A 15,269-nucleotide genomic window follows, 5' to 3' on the forward strand; every position below is an offset into this window, starting at 1 on the left:
ATCCACCTGCTCGTCCCGAGGTGCCCCTCGGGAGGTAAAGACAATACAAGGAGGGGTCTTCTGACCCCGACAGCGGCGGTGGGCCGGGTGCGGCGCCGGGTCGAGCGGATGAGTCAGCCCTTCAGCCGAGCAGCCGCGCCACCAGCGGGCGCCCGAAGGGACTGGTCAGCAGCAGGAAGAGCGCGACATTTCCCACCACCGTGATCCAGAAGCCGCGTCGGAACGACGCTTTCACCGTCTTGTGGCGCAGGAACTGCTGCGCCAGCAGCGCGCCCGGCCAGCCGCCGACCAGGGCCAGAAGGTGCAGGCGCGGTTCGGGCACGCGCATCGCGCCGATGGCCGCCTGCTGCTTGTCGATCGCGTACAGCGCGAAGGTCACCAGGCTGACCGTCAGATAGAGCAGGAACCAGCCGTGTGGCGCCTGCCACAGCACGCTCACCACCACCATCAGCAGCAGGAAGGCGGGGATAAGGAACAGCGTCGCACCGCCCCACTGCGCCGGCGACGCCTCGTCGCGCACCTCGACCCGTCGTGTCTTCAGCGGCACGCCCGCCAGCGTCACCCGCTGCGCGCAGCGCCGGCCCTTGCGGTCGCGGCCAAGATCGAACACGACGCGTTCGCCCTCGCTCGGCCGATGTCCTTCGGCGTCGAACGCACTGATGTGCACGAACACGTCCTCGCCACCGCCGTCCGGCGTGATGAACCCGAAACCCTTGTCGTCCTTCCACGACCGGATGCGACCTTCGCTGCGCATGCTGCTTACCCCGGAAAAGAGGTTGCGGACGATATCACCGCTGGTCGCGCCCTGCCTGTTCGACGATGTGGTCCGGCCACTCGTAGGCGTCGCAGCGCGGGCAGTTGAGCAGCGCGCCCAGGTGGGCGGCACGCCCCTCTTCCGTCACCACCCAGGGGCGGTTGATGAAGGGCGGGTGGTGGCGCACGTGCTGGCGGTGCCCGCAGGCCAGCCGGGCAACCCAGTCCCCCTCCTCGTCGATCAGATAGCCGGTGATCGGCTGCTTCATTCAGCCGCCGCCGTGCGCTGCGGCCGCACCGCGGTCACCCACGGCTCGAAGCGCCGGCCCCACGCAACGTCCATTTCGAAGGCGGCGCGACCGCTGTCGAGCGCGCTGCGGTCGATGCCGTCCATCGCCCCACGCAGCGCGTGCGGCACGCTGATGCGGGCGACCGCCAGTTCGCCGATGTGGCCGCTGAAGGTGGTCTTCTTGTCGATCACCATTACCGACGGCGTCACCGTCGCCACGACGATGAGGTGGCGATGCGTGTCCGGATAGCGCTGGCGCAGCGCGGCGGCGTCCAGCCCGGCGTCGACGGCGAACAGGCGCGACGCCTTGTGCTGCTCGTACTTCAGCGCCTCCTGCGCCGACTTCTGCGCATCGACATCCTGCTTGTCGGCGTTACCGCGGGCGAGCGCCCTGTCCAGCCGGCGCTGCGCCTGGGCAAGCGCAGCCTGCCAGTCGGCACCCGCCAGTTCGAGCACGACATACACCTCGCGCTTCTGGCGATAGGCGTCGTGCTCGTCCTTCAGATCGAAGCCCAGTTCGCGCAGCTTGTCTGCACCCAGCCAGTCGGGGCCGCGGCCGTAGTGCATGTCGTAGGCGGCATCCGCATTGTCGTCGCGCATCGGCGCGCGCCAGAGCAGCGCCACTTCGACGCCGCCGCGCTCGCCGTCCAGCCCGAAGGCGTACGGCAGACTGAGCTCGCGCTGCGTGAGGGTGAGCGCACTGCCGGGCACGCCCGAGCGGTTCCACGCGACACCCGCCAGCACGAAGGCATTCACCGCAACGATGAGTGCGACGCCGCCGGTCAGCAGCCATTTCTGCGCCTGCTTCATTGCCCGCCCTCCGTCTGCGTCACCGCGCGCAGCCGCTTCAGCACCAGGATGACCAGCAGCGCCACCAGCCCGAGCACGAGGAAGAACAGGAACTTCGGCATCACCGCCCACCACCAGTCGAACAGCTTGGTGTACAGAAAGATGACGAAGAACACGACCGCGGTATTCATCACCTCGGGCCAGCCGCGGCGCGCGCCGAGCCAGGTCAGCAGGCCGCCGGCAACGAAGCCGCCCAGCTGATAGAAGCCTTCGACCACGTCGGCATCGAAGGGCAGATAGCTCGCGCGGCCCCAGTTCGACAGCACCAGCATGGGCAGGAAGAGCGCGAGCAGCGCGACCAGCCGCCAGGTCGCGTCGAAACCTGGATGCCGCCGGTGATCGACAAAGAAGGGCACGCAGAACATGAGCAGCGCCGCCGGGAAGAAATGTTCCGGCCGCTCACCGACGCTGAGCCAGTACATGCCCGACCAGCTGCCGACGCGGGCGGCGATGAAGCCGGTGATGCAGACCAGCCCGGCCACCAGCAGCAGGCGCAGTTCGCAGGTGTAGGCGAGCAGCAGCGCGAACGCGGCCCACGGCAGCAGCGCCTTGTCCGACGGGGTGATGTTGAAACTGGAACCGAGCAGGCTCAGGTTCAGCACGAAGCAGGCGAAGGCCACCAGCGCGGCCAGCTTGGTGAAATAGCCCGAGGCGTCGCGCCGGTGCAGCCAGGCAGTCAGCGCCAGCGTGCCGAGCGAGGCACCCGCCAGCACGATCACCTGCACCGTTTCCGGAAACAGCGGCCAGTACTGGCGGAACAGGAAGAACACGCTGGCCGCCAGCGCCAGCGCGCCGAGGAAGGACGCGATGCGCAGGCCCAGCGTGAGCTGGCGCGCGCGCTGCGTGGTGTCGACATCGGGCCGTGCAGCAAAGCGTGCGAGCAATGTGTCGTGATGTGCACGGATCGCTGCCGCATCGGCCGCCGCCATGCCGTCGGCGCTCAGCCGTGCCTGTTCGCGGCGATAGGCGTGAATGTCATCGGCGCGCTGCTGCGCATCGGTGCGTGACAGGTTGTCGTCCATCGGATCGCTTCCGGATGTCATCGCCGCATGATGCCACGAGCGCAGCAGCCTGCCGATCGGGCACAATCGGGCGATGGATCACGCCCCCGTACCGCTGCTGCGCGGCAGTCTGCGCGCGCTGAAAATCATCCTGCTCACCTTCACCGGCATCGGCCGCGCGCGGATGATCAACCGCACCACCGAGGGGCTGGGCCCGCAGCATTTCCTGCTCGGCGGGCTGTTCGCCGCGATCGCGGTCAACGTCGTGCTGATCGGCCTCGTGTTGTGGGCCACCGGCTGAAGCGCCCGGGCGTAGAAGGCTCCAGCGGGCTATTCGCCCTTATAGCCGACCAGCACCACCTCGGCCCCGGCCTCGCGCAGCGGCACCAGCGCCTGATAGGCCGGCGAGTCGTGCCAGGCGCGCGCGCTGGCCGCATCGGCGAAGCGGAGCACCACGGTATCGGTGCCCGGCCAGTTGCCGGCCAGCACCACGTCCACCCCGCCCCGCATCACCACCTCGCCACCGAAGGGCGACAGCGTGGCACCGACGCGCGCGCGGTAATCCGCCCAGCGGGAGGCATCCAGCACACGGATGTGGCCGATCACGTAATAGCTCATGCGGCGGCCGCCACCAGTCGCCACAGCGTCGTCACCTCCTTCGCCCGCGCCGCGTGCAGCGGGTCGGTGGCGTCGGCGGCCTTGGGATGACGCGGACGCGCGTCGAGCCGGCCGGCCACCTTCAGCCCGGCCGCATTGATCAGGCCCGCCAGTTCGTCCGGCGCGCGCAGACCGAGGTGCTCGGCGAAATTCGACAGGATGAGCCAGCCCTCGCCGCCCGGCGCCAGATGCGCCGCCAGCCCGGCGAGGAAACCGCGCAGCATGCGACTGTCCGGGTCATAGACGGCGTACTCCAGCGGCGAACTGGGCCGCGCCGGCAGCCAGGGCGGATTGCACACGACCAGCGGCGCGCGGCCGGCCGGGAACAGATCGGCTTCAACCACCTCGACCTGCGCACCGATGCCCAGCCGCGCGACGTTGTCGCGCGCACAGGCGAGCGCGCGCGCGTCCTGATCGGTCGCCACCACGCGCTCGACGCCGCGCTTCGCCAGTACCGCGGACAGCACCCCGGTGCCGGTGCCGATGTCGAAAGCGGTCGAATCGCTCTTCAGCGCAGCCGGCAGCGGCGCCTTCGCGACCAGATCGACATACTCGCCGCGCACCGGCGAGAACACGCCGTAATGCGGATGGATGCGCGCCCCCAGTGCCGGAATGTCGACGCCGTTGCGCCGCCACTCGTAGGCGCTGATCACGCCCAGCAGCTCGCGCAGCGAACAGACATAGGGCTCGCCCGCTTCGCCGTGCGCCTGCGTGCAGGCCTCGACCACGTCCGGCGCGCGGCGCAGCGGAATGACGTGACCCGCCTCGAACGGAATCAGCAGCATGCCCAGCGTGCGCGCCCGTTGCGACTGCGCCAGCCGGTGCTGATTGAACGCATCGCGCAGCGTGGCCGCCGGTTTGCGCGGCTTGCGATCCACCCGCCGCGCCATCGCCTGCAGCAACTGCCGCGCGTTCTGGAAGTCGCCGCGCCACAGCAGCGCCGTGCCCTCGCTCGCCAGCCGGAAGGCCATGTCGGCAGTCAGCGTGTCGTCGGCGACGACCACCTTCTTCGGGGGCGCTACGCCAGCTTCGGATTGCCAGCGGACGCTGTGTTGAACATCGCCTTCATTCCATTGCAGAACTGCTTCGCTCACTGACCATTCCGTCCGCGCTGAAGCCGCTGTCGCGGCAAGAGCGCAGCACGCTACACCAATCCCGGGCGAGCAGCGAATGCAGTATCAGCGACGCCGACGCACCGCCGCGCCGAGCAGCCCCAGACCGGCCAGCATCATGGCCCAGCCTTCAGGCTCGGGCACCGCGGCGGTCAGTGTCAGCGTGACCGGGCCGGTGGCGTTGGCGATGTCGAGCACGAAGTCGGTCTGGCTGCCGTCGAGGAACCAGTCGCCGAGCGCGGCTTCGACGTATTCCGGGCCGCTGAAGGTGATGCGTGCGCTGTCGTGGCTGCCGGTGACGGTGGCGACCGAGCCGAAGGTGCCGCCGGCGCTGCCCAGGGTGTTGAACAGGCCGCCGGATATCGTCAGCGTCAGGCTTTCGAAGCCCAGACCGATGTAATTGCGGACGATGGCGTTGAACGACAGCAGCGGCAGGTCGCTGTCGTCGCGCGTCAGCGTGAGCGTGACCGGCAGCGTGTTGATCAGACCGAAGTCGATCGAAAGCATGTCAGGCGTGCTGAAGCTGGTGTCGACGGTGTTGCCGTTGGCGGCGACGACTTCGAGCGTGTAGGCGTGGGCGGCCGGGGCGAGTGCGAAGGCGCACAGCGCGGCGGCGAGGGTGTGGCGGATGTTCATGTGATGGCTCCCGGATCGGTGCTTAGAGATTGCCTTTGGCCCACGGGCCGGTGATGGCCACGGTGATGCCCGGCGTCTGCATGTTGACGAACAGCACGCGGCCGGTCGGGTCGAAGCAGGCGCCGCAGAATTCGTAGTTGCGATAGTCGGCCGCGGCCACGGTCTTGCCGGCGGCGGAGATCTGGTCGGCGGCGAGGTTCACGTTGTTCTTGCAGAAGATGTAGGCCTCGCCGGCCGGGTTCAGGCCGAGCAGGCGGTTGCCGCTGCCGTAGGCGTCGGTGGCGCCGCCGCCGTCTTCGCACAGCAGCACGCCGCCGCGCGGGCTGACGGTGACGTTGTCCGGGTTGTTGCCGGCGGTCTGGTTGCCACTGACGAAGATGGCGCGCAGGCGCATGGTGGCCAGCGTCAGTTCCCACACCGCCCCCTCACCCTGGCCGACGCGCGAGCGGCTGTCGGTGCCGGCGGCGGTATCGACGATGAACATCTTGCCGGCCGAATACCAGATGCCTTCGCCGCGGCTCATGCGCGCGCCGCCCTGGCTGATGGCCTGGTGTGTGGGGCCGGACATGAAGGCGAGGCTGACGCCGCCGGGCTGGCCGGCGACGACCACCGGGTCGGCGTCCGGGTTGGCGATGTCCACCCACTCCAGTTCGTACTCGTCACCGATGTCCGGGTTCAGCAGGCCCTGGTCGTTGGCCTGGGCCAGCGTGGCCGGTGCGGCCTTGCGCACGATGGTCTTGATGCGCGCCGCCTGCAGCTTGCCGCCGTTGTGCAGGCTGCCCAGTTCGCCCGAGGTGTCGGCCGGCACGTAGCGGAAGAAGGCCGACACGTTGCGGTTGTCTTCGGTTTCGTAGACGTAGCCGGTGGTCGGGTCGACCGCCACCGCTTCGTGCACGAAACGGCCCATGCCGATGATGGGGTCGGCGATCGAGTCGCCGGCGTCGGCGTCCACTTCGAACACATAGCCGTGCTTCTTGCCGCCGATGCCGGAGAAGTCGTAGATGGTTTCTTCGCAGGTGAGCCAGGTGCCCCAGGGCGTCGGGCCGCCGGCGCAGTTGCCCAGCGTGCCGCCGATCGAGCCGGTGGCGCCGGCCCAGCCCGCGTCGCGGAACAGCAGGTTGGTGGTGCCGCCGGCCGGGTAGCCGACGAAGGGCGCCGGTGCGGCGGCCGACGGGTCGGTCACGATGCCACCGGCGCCGATGCGGATGGGCAGGCTGCCGTAATACACGGTGATGATGCCGTTCACCGGCTGGGTGGCGTAGCTGCGCGGCGCCTGGATGGCTTCGGCCGGTGTGGCGACGAGACCGCGCTCGTGGTTGCGCACCAGCACGAGTTCGGTGCTGCGGCCGGCGCGACGCGAAGTGACCACGGCCATGCCGTCGTGATTGCCGGGCGTCGGATTGCCGTCGCTCATGCTGTCACCGGTCCAGCCGAAACTGCGGTAGCTGAAGCCCGGCGGCAGTTGCAGCAGCGGCAGGCCGGTGGTCGCATCCTTGACCGGCGCCAGCGCGCCGTAGGGCGACAGGGCCGACACGGTCTGCTTGCCGGTGGCGGCCAGCGCGTTCTGCGCATACAGCGCGCCCATCAGGCCGGTGAAGCGGGCGGCGGCCAGCGCGCCGGAGCCCTGGAGCAGGCGGCGACGGCTGGGAGACATACAGGACGAGGACATTTGGGACTCCGGGCGCGGTGACGAGATTCTCATCATCGGCGCGGCGGGTGTCGACTGCGTGACGGCATCGGCGCCGCAACGTGGTCCGAACGGGCCATCGGGCGCGGCGGCAGCTCAGGCCATCGACGATGCACTGCGCCGCGACAGCGCCAGAATGCGCACCGGATACCCCACGAAGACGACATTCATGAGTGCGCACCTCACCCCCGGACCGTTCGGCAAGTCCTTCACCGACCTGCTCGCCAGCCCCGCCCTCACCGTGCTGCGCATGGCGGCCCTGGCTGCGAGCCAGGACGACGGGCTCGACGAAGACACACTGGACCTGATGTACGAACAGGTGGCTGCCGGCGTACTGACCGATCTCGCGCCCGAGATCGCCTGGCGCGAGCTGGCGCGCGGCCTGTCGGCGCGGGCGCCGTCGCGCATGCTGCGTGCGCTGCGCGAGTGCGACGCACTGGCCGTGCTGCTGCCCGAGGTCGACGCGCTGTTCGGCGTGCCGCAGATTGCGGACGACCCGGATCAGGTCGATATCGGCGAACACCTGCTGCGCACCGTCGATGAAGCTGCACGCCGCGAAGCGCCGTTCGCGGTGCGTTACGCGGCGCTGGTGTTCAACGTCGGCAAGTCGGATTCGCCGCGCGAACACCTGCCGGTGCACTACCGGCACATCGAACGCGGGGTGCCACGCATCGAGGCGATCAGCGCGCGTTTCGGCGTGCCGGACGACTGCCTTGATCTGGCCTTGCTGGCGAACGCCGAATGCGAGCGCGTGCACCGTGCGGCGGAAATGCGCGCCGGTTCGATCACGGCGATGCTGGAACGGGTGGATGCCTTCGGGCAGCCCGAGCGCTTCGAGCAGCTGATTACGTTATGCACCTGCGACTTCCGCGCCTACCCGGGACGCGCCTCCCGCCCCTACCCCAAGGCACCGATGCTGCGCGCCGCGCTGTCCGCCTGCCGGGGCGTCGACGAAGCGGCGATTGCTACCGACGCCCTGCTCGAAGCGCGCGCGCAGGCGGTGGCTGCTGCGCTGCAATCACGGCGCTGGGAGGCGTAGGCAAAGACCCCGCCTGCGCTGCAGCGCCGAATCGACGCCGCCATCGCGAGCAAGCTCGCTCCCACAAAAAGCGCGCCTGGCTCGACCAGCCCGCGCGTGTCTCGTGGGAGCGGCCTCTGGCCGCGATACGACCTTGGCAAGCGATGGCGTCTATACCGGCCGCGATGGCGAGCAAGCTCGCTCCTGCAAGGTGCGGGCGCTGGCGGTGAATCGGCCAGGCTGCTCTCGGGGAACGGCCTCGGCCCTCACCTTCGGTCCCTCTCCCGCTGATGCGGGAGGGGTGGCGCGCAGCGCCGGGCTGGGTGCTCAGCGCGTCGATGCGCTCAGCTGCGGTAGTCCGCGTTGATCTTCACGTAGTCGTAGCTGAAGTCGCAGGTCCAGCAGGTGGCACGGGCGTCACCGCGGCCCAGCGCGACGCGGATCGTGATCTCGGCCGGCGCCATCGCGGCCGCGCCCTGCTCTTCCTTGTAGTCCGGATTGCGTCCGCCGTCCTTCGACACGAGGAAGTCGCCTATCCATAGACTCACTTTCGAGGTGTCGAGATCAGCCAGCGACGGGTGCGTCTGCGCGGCGTTGCCGACCGCGGCCAGGATGCGACCGAGGTTGGGGTCGGAGGCGAAGAAGGCGGTCTTGACCAGCGGCGAGTGCGCGATCGCGTAGCCGACCGCCTTGCACTCCGGCACGTCATGGCCGCCTTCAATCTCGATGGTGATGAACTTGGTCGCGCCTTCGCCGTCGCGCACGATGGCCTGCGCCAGTTCGGCTGCCAGCGAAGTGACGGCGTCGGCCAGCGCGCGGCCGTCGGCGCTGTCCAGCGACGTGATCTCGGCGTTGCCGGCCGTGCCGGAGGCGATGAGCATGAAGGAGTCGTTGGTCGAGGTGTCGCCATCGACGGTGACGCAGTTGAACGAGCGGTCGGCGGCGTGCTTCACCATGTCTTCCAGCGCGGCCTGCGACACCGCCGCGTCGGTGGCGATGAAGCCGAGCATGGTGGCCATGTTCGGCTTGATCATGCCGGCGCCCTTGCTGATGCCGGTGATCGTGATCTTGCGGCCGTCGAGGGTGAGCGTGCGCGATCCGGCCTTGGCGATGGTGTCGGTGGTCATGATGGCGTGCGCCGCCTCGTACCAGTTGGCCTCGTCGAGATCGTCCATGCAGGCCGGGATGCCGCGCTCGATGCGGTCCACCGGCAGCGGCTCCATGATGACGCCGGTCGAGAAGGGCAGCACCTGTTCCGGCGCCAGTTCGAGCGCGCGGGCGACCGCCACGCAGGTGGCGTGGGCGGCGACCAGACCCGGTTCGCCGGTGCCGGCATTGGCGATGCCGGTGTTGATGACCAGCGCGCGGATGTCGCTGCGCGACAGGTGGTCGCGGCACACCTGCACCGGCGCCGCACAGAAGCGGTTCACCGTGAACACGCCAGCCACGCGCGCGCCCGGCAGCAGCGAAATCAGGCACAGGTCGCGCCGGTTGGCCTTGCGGATGCCGGCCTGGGCGATGCCCAGACGGACGCCGGCGACCGGCAGGATGGATTCGGCGGGGGGCGTCTGGTAGTTCACGGGCATGGCAGGCTCGGTTCGCGGGAGGTAAAGCGCGGAGTTTACATGCAGGCCGCAGCCGTTGCCGGACCGTGCACGGGGTCCGCGGCGTAACAGGAAGAAACGCATTCCGTCACACGGCCGTCATCTGCCGCTTGCGCGGGCGGCCGCGGCAAGGCCTTGCGGGCATCACCCGTCCGACACGCACGCCCCGGCGGGGCGCGGATTTGCAGGCGGCATGGGCCGAACGGCTCACCCGCCCTTCATGGCATTGAAAAAACCTCTCCCTAAGGTCGGCGCGTTCCCGGCACTCCGCCGGCATGAAACCTGTGGGAGACACGACATGAACGCACGCACGCAACTCACCCTGGTGCTGGCCGTGGCGGCCGCCTTTGCCGCCACCTCGGCCAACGCCGCGCAGAACACGCTGTCCGGCTGGGCAGTGATGCCGGCCAACACCTTTGCCGACGGCCCGACCTCGGGTCAGTTTGCCGGCGCAGGTGCCGGTGGCAACCCGCTGCCGCTGATCGACATGCAGCCGGTCCAGGGCTTCTCGGGCGTGCTGGCCGGCGCCAACGGCAGCTTCCGCGTCATCACCGACAACGGCTTCGGCGCGCAGGGCAATTCGGCCGACACGCTGCTGCGCAGCTATGCGGTGAATGTCGATTTCCGCACCGCGCTGGGCGGCAGCGGCACCGTGTCCGCCGCCAACTGGAATACCGGCGCCTCGCTGCCCGCCTTCAACGCCGCCAGCCGGATCACGCTGAGTGACCCGAAGAACCTGCTGAGCATCAAGGTCCAGGCCGACTACACGCACTACTACAACAACGCCGCCAACCCGCTGGTCGATCCGTCGATCAAGTCCGGCCGCCTGCTCACCGGCGCCGACCTCGACGTCGAATCGGTGCGCCAGGACAAGAACGGCAATCTGTGGTTCGGCGACGAGTTTGGTCCCTACCTGGTGAAAACCGACGCTACCGGCGTGGTCCAGCGCCGCGAAATCGCGCTGCCCGGCGTGTTCGCGCCGCAGCACGAGGCGGTGCTGAACGGTTCGGTCACGAGCAACCTCGGCGGCTCGGGCGGTTTCGAGGGCATGGCCATCAACGCCAGCGGCGACAAGCTCTACACGCTGCTCGAAAAGACCGTGGCCGGCGATCCGGCGAAGAGCCTGCGCATCAACGAATTCAGCATCGACAGCGAAAGCTATACCGGCCTTGACTACCTGTACCAGCTCGAAGCCGAAGGCACCGCGATCGGCGACATGACGGCCATCGACGACCACCGCTTCCTGGTGATCGAGCGCAACGGCGGCACCGCCACCAGCGGCACGCCGTTCAAGAAGATCTTCATCGCCGACACCACCGGTGTCGCCGACGGCGGCTTCGTCACCAAGACCGAACTGGTCGACCTGATGAACATCGCCGACCCGGACGACCTGAACGGCGACGGCCTCACCAGCTTCACCTTCCCCTACGTGACCATCGAGGACGTGCTCATCCTCGACGCCAACACGCTGCTGGTGATCAACGACAACAACTACCCAGGCACCGGCGGCCGCGACTTCGGTTCCGACCACACCGAGTTCCTGAAGATCAGCCTGGCCAACCCGGTACCGGAGCCGGAAACCTACGCGCTGATGCTGGCCGGCCTCGGCCTGATCGGCCTGGCCGCGAAGCGCCGCCGCTGATCCTTCGCGCCGGCCCCGCAATGACGGGGCCGGTTCGTCATTCCTTCCGGAATCCATCATGAAGAAACTGCTTCTGGCCACCACTGTGGCCCTCTCGGTCGGCGCCGCACAGGCGGCCGACTTCTCGCTGCGCGTGATCGGCGCGACCTCGCTGCCCACCGGCACGCTGTTCCAGGGTGTCGAATTCGGCGGCATTTCCGGCCTCGACCGCGCCGCCGACGGCAGCTACTGGGCGATCGCCGATGACCGCGGCGGCGAGCGCGGCACGCCACGCTTCTACAACCTGTCGCTGGACTATGACGCCGCTGGCTTCAATGGCGTCGCCATCAACAGCCAGACCTATATGCAGCGCCCGGACGGCACGACCTTCCCGTCGAACGCCCGCACGGTGGACCCGGAAGGCATACGCGTCGCACCGAACGGCAATCTGTACTGGTCGTCGGAGGGCAACTGGAACGCGAACGCCGCCAGCCGTTACCAGCCCTTCGTCCGCGAGATGACGACCTCGGGCGTGTTCGTACGCGAATTCGCCACACCCGCCATGTACAACTACGTCGACAACGCGAGCACCGGCGGGCGCAACAACAAGCTGTTCGAATCGCTCACGGTGACGCCGAACGGCACGATCTACACCGCCAACGAAGACGCGCTGGTGCAGGACGGCCCGCTTACGTCGGTCAGCAACGGCAGCGTGGTGCGCCTGACCGCGCTCGACCCGGTGAGCGGTGCGGCCGGCGCGCAGTATGCGTACGAACTGCCGCCGATCCCGGTCGACGCGGTTCCGGGTGCGCCCTTCGGCCCGGACAACGGCCTGCCCGAACTGCTGGCGATTTCCGACACGCAGTTCATCGCGATCGAGCGCGCCTTCGCCTTCGGCGTCGGCAACACCATCCGCCTGACGCTGGCCGAGATCACCGCCGACACCACCGACGTGAGCGGCATCGCCAGCCTGACCGGCGCCGACTACACGCCGATGCGCCGCACGCTGCTGCTGGAAATGCCGATCACTTTCGAAGGCATCACGCTCGACAACATCGAAGCCATCAGCTGGGGCAAGACGCTGGCCAACGGCAACCGCACGCTGGTGCTGGCCGCCGACAACAACTTCAGCGCCACGCAGAGCACGCAGTTCATCGCACTTGAAATCGCGCCGGTACCCGAGCCGGAAACGTACGCGCTGCTGCTGGCCGGCCTTGGTCTGCTGTCGCTGGCCCGTCGTCACGCGCGGCGCTGACCCCTTACTCTCTGGAGAACATCACCATGCGCATCAAATTCCTCGCACTGGCCATCGCCGGCGCACTGAGTCAGGCGGCATTCGCCTGCGTACCGGGCAGCTACAGCGGCAATGTGCTCTTCGGCAGCACCGACAGCGGTGTGCCGGACCGCGTACTGGACGTGAGCTGCACCACCGTCGATGGTCAGATCCGCGACGAGGATCCGTGGGGCAATCAGGCTGCCTTCATCGCCCACGTATCGTCGGTCACGCTGGCGCAGCAGAAGGCCGGCAAGATCAGTGCGGTCGAACGCGCACGCCTGCTGATCGCCGCACGCAACTCGCAGATCGGCACCACGCTGAAGGTCAAGCTGATCGCCTTCAACGACTTCCACGGCTACATCAAGCCGTTCGAAGGTTCGAGCAGCAACCCGGGCGTCACCCGCTTCTCGACCCGCATCAAGGAACTGAAGGCGCAGAACCCGCTGCACGCCGTGGTGTCGGCCGGCGACATGATAGGCGCCAGCCCGCTGACCTCGGCGCTGTTCAAGGACGAGCCGACGATCGAAGCGATGAACCGCATCGGCATCGACTTCAATGCGGTCGGCAACCACGAATTCGACGAAGGCAAGGACGAACTGCTGCGCATGCAGCACGGCGGCAACCACCCGACCGACGCCTACTCCGGCCTGGGCATGAACGAGGATCTGAAGGGCGGCGAATTCGCCGGCGCGAAATTCCGCTTCCTCGCCGCCAACGTGCATGACACCGCCACCGGCAGCACCGTGTTCCCCGGCTACGGCGTGAAGGACTTCCTCGGCAACAAGGTGGCCTTCATCGGCATGACGCTGGAAGGCACACCGAGCATCGTGTCGCCGTCGGGCGTGGCCGGCCTGCAGTTCAAGGACGAGGCCGACACCGTCAATGCGCTGATTCCGAAACTGAAGGCGCAGGGCATCGAATCCATCGTCGTACTGATCCACGAAGGCGGCTTTGCGTCCGGCGGCATCAATGGCTGCACCGGCGCCTCCGGCCCCATCGTCGACATCGTCAACCGGCTCGACCCCGAGGTTGACCTGGTGGTGTCCGGTCACACCCATGCCGCGTACAACTGCCTGATCAACAACAGCGCCGGCCAGCCGGTGCGTGTGACATCCGCCGGCCAGTACGCGCGCAACCTGAGCGACATCGACCTCACCATCGATACCCGCACGCGTGACGTGATCGCGGTGGCCGCCAACAACCTGCTCACCGGCACCACGACCGAGGAAGACGCGGCGCTGACCGATCTGGTGGCGCACTACGACGCGCTGTCCGCCGTGCCCAAGGCACGCGTCATCGGCACGATCACGGCGGCGATCAGCCGCTCGCAGAACGCGGCCGGCGAATCGGCACTGGGCGACGTGATCGCCGACGCCCAGCTCGACGCGACCGACGATGCCGGCACCGGCGAGGCCGTGGTGACCTTCATGAATCCGGGCGGCATCCGTGCCGACCTGCCGTTCAATGCACCGGACGGCAAGGTGACCTACGGCGACGCCTTCACCGTGCAGCCCTTCGGCAATTCGCTGGTCACGATGACGCTGACCGGCGCCCAGATCCGCACGCTGCTGGAAACGCAGTTCAACGGCTGCAACGGCCAGACCGCGACCCGCATCCTGCAGGTGTCGCGCGGCTTCCACTACGCCTACACCGCCGGCAACGCCTGCAACGCGCGCGTCACGTCGATGACGCTGGATGGCGTGGCTATCGATCCGTCGGCCAGTTACCGGGTGACGGTGAACAGCTTCCTCGCCGACGGCGGCGACGGCTTCGCCGTGCTGAAGGAAGGCGCGCAGCGCCTCGGCGGTGCGGTCGATACCGACGCCTTCGAAGCCTATCTGCAGGCCAACCCGACCGGCGTCGCGCCGGGCCCGCAGAACCGCATCACCAAGAATGACTGACGCCCGCACCTGATTCCGGAGGACAGAAAATGAACCTGATCAAGACCACGCTGGCGCTCGCGCTGGCCGCCACCGGCCTGTCCGCACAGGCTGCCCACTTCCAGATCGTCGGCCCCAGCCTTGTCGGTGGCTATACCTATGCCGAAGCCACCACCAGCATGTTCGGCACGGTGTCGGCCGACGCCCTGGTCGATGACCTGTCATCAGATCAAGCGCTGCTCGGCTTCGGCATGTACAGCGACTCGGCGACCGACGGCAGCTCGACCATCCGCTACGACTGGGTACGCGAAGTCACGCTGGACGCGCAGACCGACGCCTCAGCCGTCGGCTTCACGCTCGGCGGCACCTCGGTGCTCGGATTCGACGGCGTACAGGGCTTGCAGGGACTGGTTGAATCGTCGCGCGTGACGCTGGATACGACGCTGAAGATCGCATCGGACGGCGAAGCCGCCGGCAGCGCCATCCGCATGCTGATCAGCGGCACCGCCGAATCGCTGTTCTCGGCCAGCCTGTCGGTGATCGAACCCGACACGTCTTTCAGCCTGATCGCGTCCTGGGGCGGTCAGTCGGTGAGCTACACCGGCAATGGCTCGATGGAGGCGTTCGATCTGAGCCTCGACACCGTGGTCGGCGCCGAGGTCACGCTGTCGCTGAGCTACACCACCCGCCCGGGCTGGGTGGGCGCGGCCATCGACATCCCCGCCGGCACCGTCCAGGGCTTCGAAGAAAGCGGCTTGATGGCCGGCACGCTGATGCTGGCGCCGGTACCCGAACCGGAAACGTACGCACTGCTGCTGGCCGGTCTGGGCCTGATCGGCGCAGCCGCCCGCCGCCGTCGCGGCTGAGCCGCGCGCGCCGCGTCCGC

At 68.3% G+C, this 15,269-nt stretch carries 15 protein-coding genes; 6 read left to right on the forward strand and 9 right to left on the reverse strand.

Annotated elements, in window-relative coordinates; genetic code table 11:
- Window positions 1-121: 121 nt before the first annotated feature.
- Genes WJU27_RS10765 through WJU27_RS10780 form a run of 4 tightly spaced genes read right to left on the reverse strand, consistent with a single transcriptional unit; the run spans window position 122 to window position 2,913 of the window.
- On the reverse strand, window positions 122-754 hold the full coding sequence (locus tag WJU27_RS10765; protein ID WP_296809589.1) for a DUF1294 domain-containing protein: 633 nt from the start codon (window positions 752-754) through the stop codon (window positions 122-124).
- Window positions 755-788: 34 nt separating this feature from the next.
- Window positions 789-1,022: a DUF3565 domain-containing protein gene (locus WJU27_RS10770; protein WP_020163695.1), complete on the reverse strand. Its 234-nt coding sequence runs from the start codon at window positions 1,020-1,022 to the stop codon at window positions 789-791.
- A complete protein-coding gene (locus tag WJU27_RS10775) occupies window positions 1,019-1,852 on the reverse strand; it encodes a DUF4824 family protein (protein ID WP_341422115.1) in 834 nt (277 codons plus the stop codon). Before WJU27_RS10775 ends, WJU27_RS10770 begins: the two co-directional genes overlap by 4 nt.
- On the reverse strand, window positions 1,849-2,913 hold the full coding sequence (locus WJU27_RS10780; protein WP_341422116.1) for a DUF2157 domain-containing protein: 1,065 nt from the start codon (window positions 2,911-2,913) through the stop codon (window positions 1,849-1,851). The genes WJU27_RS10775 and WJU27_RS10780 overlap by 4 nt, the downstream gene beginning before the upstream one ends.
- A gap of 73 nt (window positions 2,914-2,986) precedes the next feature.
- On the opposite strand from WJU27_RS10780, the gene WJU27_RS10785 reads away from it, so the two are divergent.
- Complete coding sequence (locus tag WJU27_RS10785; protein ID WP_232415971.1) at window positions 2,987-3,193, forward strand: DUF2970 domain-containing protein; 207 nt, start codon at window positions 2,987-2,989, stop codon at window positions 3,191-3,193.
- Between the two features lie 29 nt (window positions 3,194-3,222).
- Here the strand turns inward: WJU27_RS10785 and WJU27_RS10790 are convergent, their stop codons facing one another.
- The 4 genes from WJU27_RS10790 to WJU27_RS10805 form a co-directional block, all read right to left on the reverse strand.
- Window positions 3,223-3,510 carry a DUF1330 domain-containing protein gene (locus WJU27_RS10790; protein ID WP_341422117.1) on the reverse strand — a complete coding sequence of 96 codons (288 nt, stop codon included), beginning with the start codon at window positions 3,508-3,510 and terminating at the stop codon, window positions 3,223-3,225.
- Complete coding sequence (locus tag WJU27_RS10795; protein ID WP_341422118.1) at window positions 3,507-4,643, reverse strand: class I SAM-dependent methyltransferase; 1,137 nt, start codon at window positions 4,641-4,643, stop codon at window positions 3,507-3,509. Before WJU27_RS10795 ends, WJU27_RS10790 begins: the two co-directional genes overlap by 4 nt.
- Before the next feature lie 84 nt (window positions 4,644-4,727).
- Window positions 4,728-5,297 (reverse strand): PEPxxWA-CTERM sorting domain-containing protein, encoded by a 570-nt coding sequence (locus WJU27_RS10800; RefSeq protein WP_341422119.1) that lies wholly within the window; start codon window positions 5,295-5,297, stop codon window positions 4,728-4,730.
- A gap of 22 nt (window positions 5,298-5,319) precedes the next feature.
- Window positions 5,320-6,966 (reverse strand): PhoX family protein, encoded by a 1,647-nt coding sequence (locus WJU27_RS10805; RefSeq protein WP_341422120.1) that lies wholly within the window; start codon window positions 6,964-6,966, stop codon window positions 5,320-5,322.
- A 187-nt stretch (window positions 6,967-7,153) separates the two neighbouring features.
- On the opposite strand from WJU27_RS10805, the gene WJU27_RS10810 reads away from it, so the two are divergent.
- Complete coding sequence (locus tag WJU27_RS10810) at window positions 7,154-8,023, forward strand: tRNA nucleotidyltransferase (protein ID WP_341422121.1); 870 nt, start codon at window positions 7,154-7,156, stop codon at window positions 8,021-8,023.
- A 323-nt stretch (window positions 8,024-8,346) separates the two neighbouring features.
- Here WJU27_RS10810 and argJ read toward each other — a convergent pair whose 3' ends face one another.
- On the reverse strand, window positions 8,347-9,588 hold the full coding sequence (gene argJ, locus WJU27_RS10815; RefSeq protein ID WP_341422122.1) for a bifunctional glutamate N-acetyltransferase/amino-acid acetyltransferase ArgJ: 1,242 nt from the start codon (window positions 9,586-9,588) through the stop codon (window positions 8,347-8,349).
- A gap of 316 nt (window positions 9,589-9,904) precedes the next feature.
- On the opposite strand from argJ, the gene WJU27_RS10820 reads away from it, so the two are divergent.
- The 4 genes from WJU27_RS10820 to WJU27_RS10835 are packed head-to-tail and all read left to right on the forward strand — an operon-like array spanning window position 9,905 to window position 15,249.
- A complete protein-coding gene (locus WJU27_RS10820; protein WP_341422123.1) occupies window positions 9,905-11,248 on the forward strand; it encodes an esterase-like activity of phytase family protein in 1,344 nt (447 codons plus the stop codon).
- A 58-nt stretch (window positions 11,249-11,306) separates the two neighbouring features.
- Complete coding sequence (locus WJU27_RS10825; RefSeq protein WP_341422124.1) at window positions 11,307-12,482, forward strand: esterase-like activity of phytase family protein; 1,176 nt, start codon at window positions 11,307-11,309, stop codon at window positions 12,480-12,482.
- A gap of 26 nt (window positions 12,483-12,508) precedes the next feature.
- Entirely contained in the window at window positions 12,509-14,404 is a 1,896-nt protein-coding gene (locus WJU27_RS10830) for a bifunctional metallophosphatase/5'-nucleotidase (protein ID WP_341422125.1), read from the forward strand.
- Between the two features lie 29 nt (window positions 14,405-14,433).
- The gene (locus WJU27_RS10835) at window positions 14,434-15,249 is read left to right on the forward strand and encodes an FxDxF family PEP-CTERM protein (protein WP_341422126.1); all 816 of its coding nucleotides are present in this window, start codon (window positions 14,434-14,436) and stop codon (window positions 15,247-15,249) included.
- Window positions 15,250-15,269 lie beyond the last annotated feature (20 nt).

This window comes from Methyloversatilis sp. NSM2 (assembly GCF_038066675.1).
Lineage (GTDB): Bacteria > Pseudomonadota > Gammaproteobacteria > Burkholderiales > Rhodocyclaceae > Methyloversatilis > Methyloversatilis discipulorum_A.

What these genes read in the sequence shown, in the direction of transcription:
- WJU27_RS10785 (WP_232415971.1), top strand. Translation starts at nt 2,987, where the DNA reads ATGGATCACGCCCCCGTACCGCTGCTGCGCGGCAGTCTGCGCGCGCTG.
- WJU27_RS10820 (WP_341422123.1), top strand. Translation starts at nt 9,905, where the DNA reads ATGAACGCACGCACGCAACTCACCCTGGTGCTGGCCGTGGCGGCCGCC.
- WJU27_RS10810 (WP_341422121.1), top strand. Translation starts at nt 7,154, where the DNA reads ATGAGTGCGCACCTCACCCCCGGACCGTTCGGCAAGTCCTTCACCGAC.
- WJU27_RS10825 (WP_341422124.1), top strand. Translation starts at nt 11,307, where the DNA reads ATGAAGAAACTGCTTCTGGCCACCACTGTGGCCCTCTCGGTCGGCGCC.
- WJU27_RS10765 (WP_296809589.1), bottom strand. Translation starts at nt 754, where the DNA reads ATGCGCAGCGAAGGTCGCATCCGGTCGTGGAAGGACGACAAGGGTTTC.
- WJU27_RS10805 (WP_341422120.1), bottom strand. Translation starts at nt 6,966, where the DNA reads ATGTCCTCGTCCTGTATGTCTCCCAGCCGTCGCCGCCTGCTCCAGGGC.
- WJU27_RS10790 (WP_341422117.1), bottom strand. Translation starts at nt 3,510, where the DNA reads ATGAGCTATTACGTGATCGGCCACATCCGTGTGCTGGATGCCTCCCGC.
- WJU27_RS10830 (WP_341422125.1), top strand. Translation starts at nt 12,509, where the DNA reads ATGCGCATCAAATTCCTCGCACTGGCCATCGCCGGCGCACTGAGTCAG.
- WJU27_RS10800 (WP_341422119.1), bottom strand. Translation starts at nt 5,297, where the DNA reads ATGAACATCCGCCACACCCTCGCCGCCGCGCTGTGCGCCTTCGCACTC.
- argJ (WP_341422122.1), bottom strand. Translation starts at nt 9,588, where the DNA reads ATGCCCGTGAACTACCAGACGCCCCCCGCCGAATCCATCCTGCCGGTC.
- WJU27_RS10775 (WP_341422115.1), bottom strand. Translation starts at nt 1,852, where the DNA reads ATGAAGCAGGCGCAGAAATGGCTGCTGACCGGCGGCGTCGCACTCATC.
- WJU27_RS10770 (WP_020163695.1), bottom strand. Translation starts at nt 1,022, where the DNA reads ATGAAGCAGCCGATCACCGGCTATCTGATCGACGAGGAGGGGGACTGG.
- WJU27_RS10835 (WP_341422126.1), top strand. Translation starts at nt 14,434, where the DNA reads ATGAACCTGATCAAGACCACGCTGGCGCTCGCGCTGGCCGCCACCGGC.
- WJU27_RS10780 (WP_341422116.1), bottom strand. Translation starts at nt 2,913, where the DNA reads ATGGACGACAACCTGTCACGCACCGATGCGCAGCAGCGCGCCGATGAC.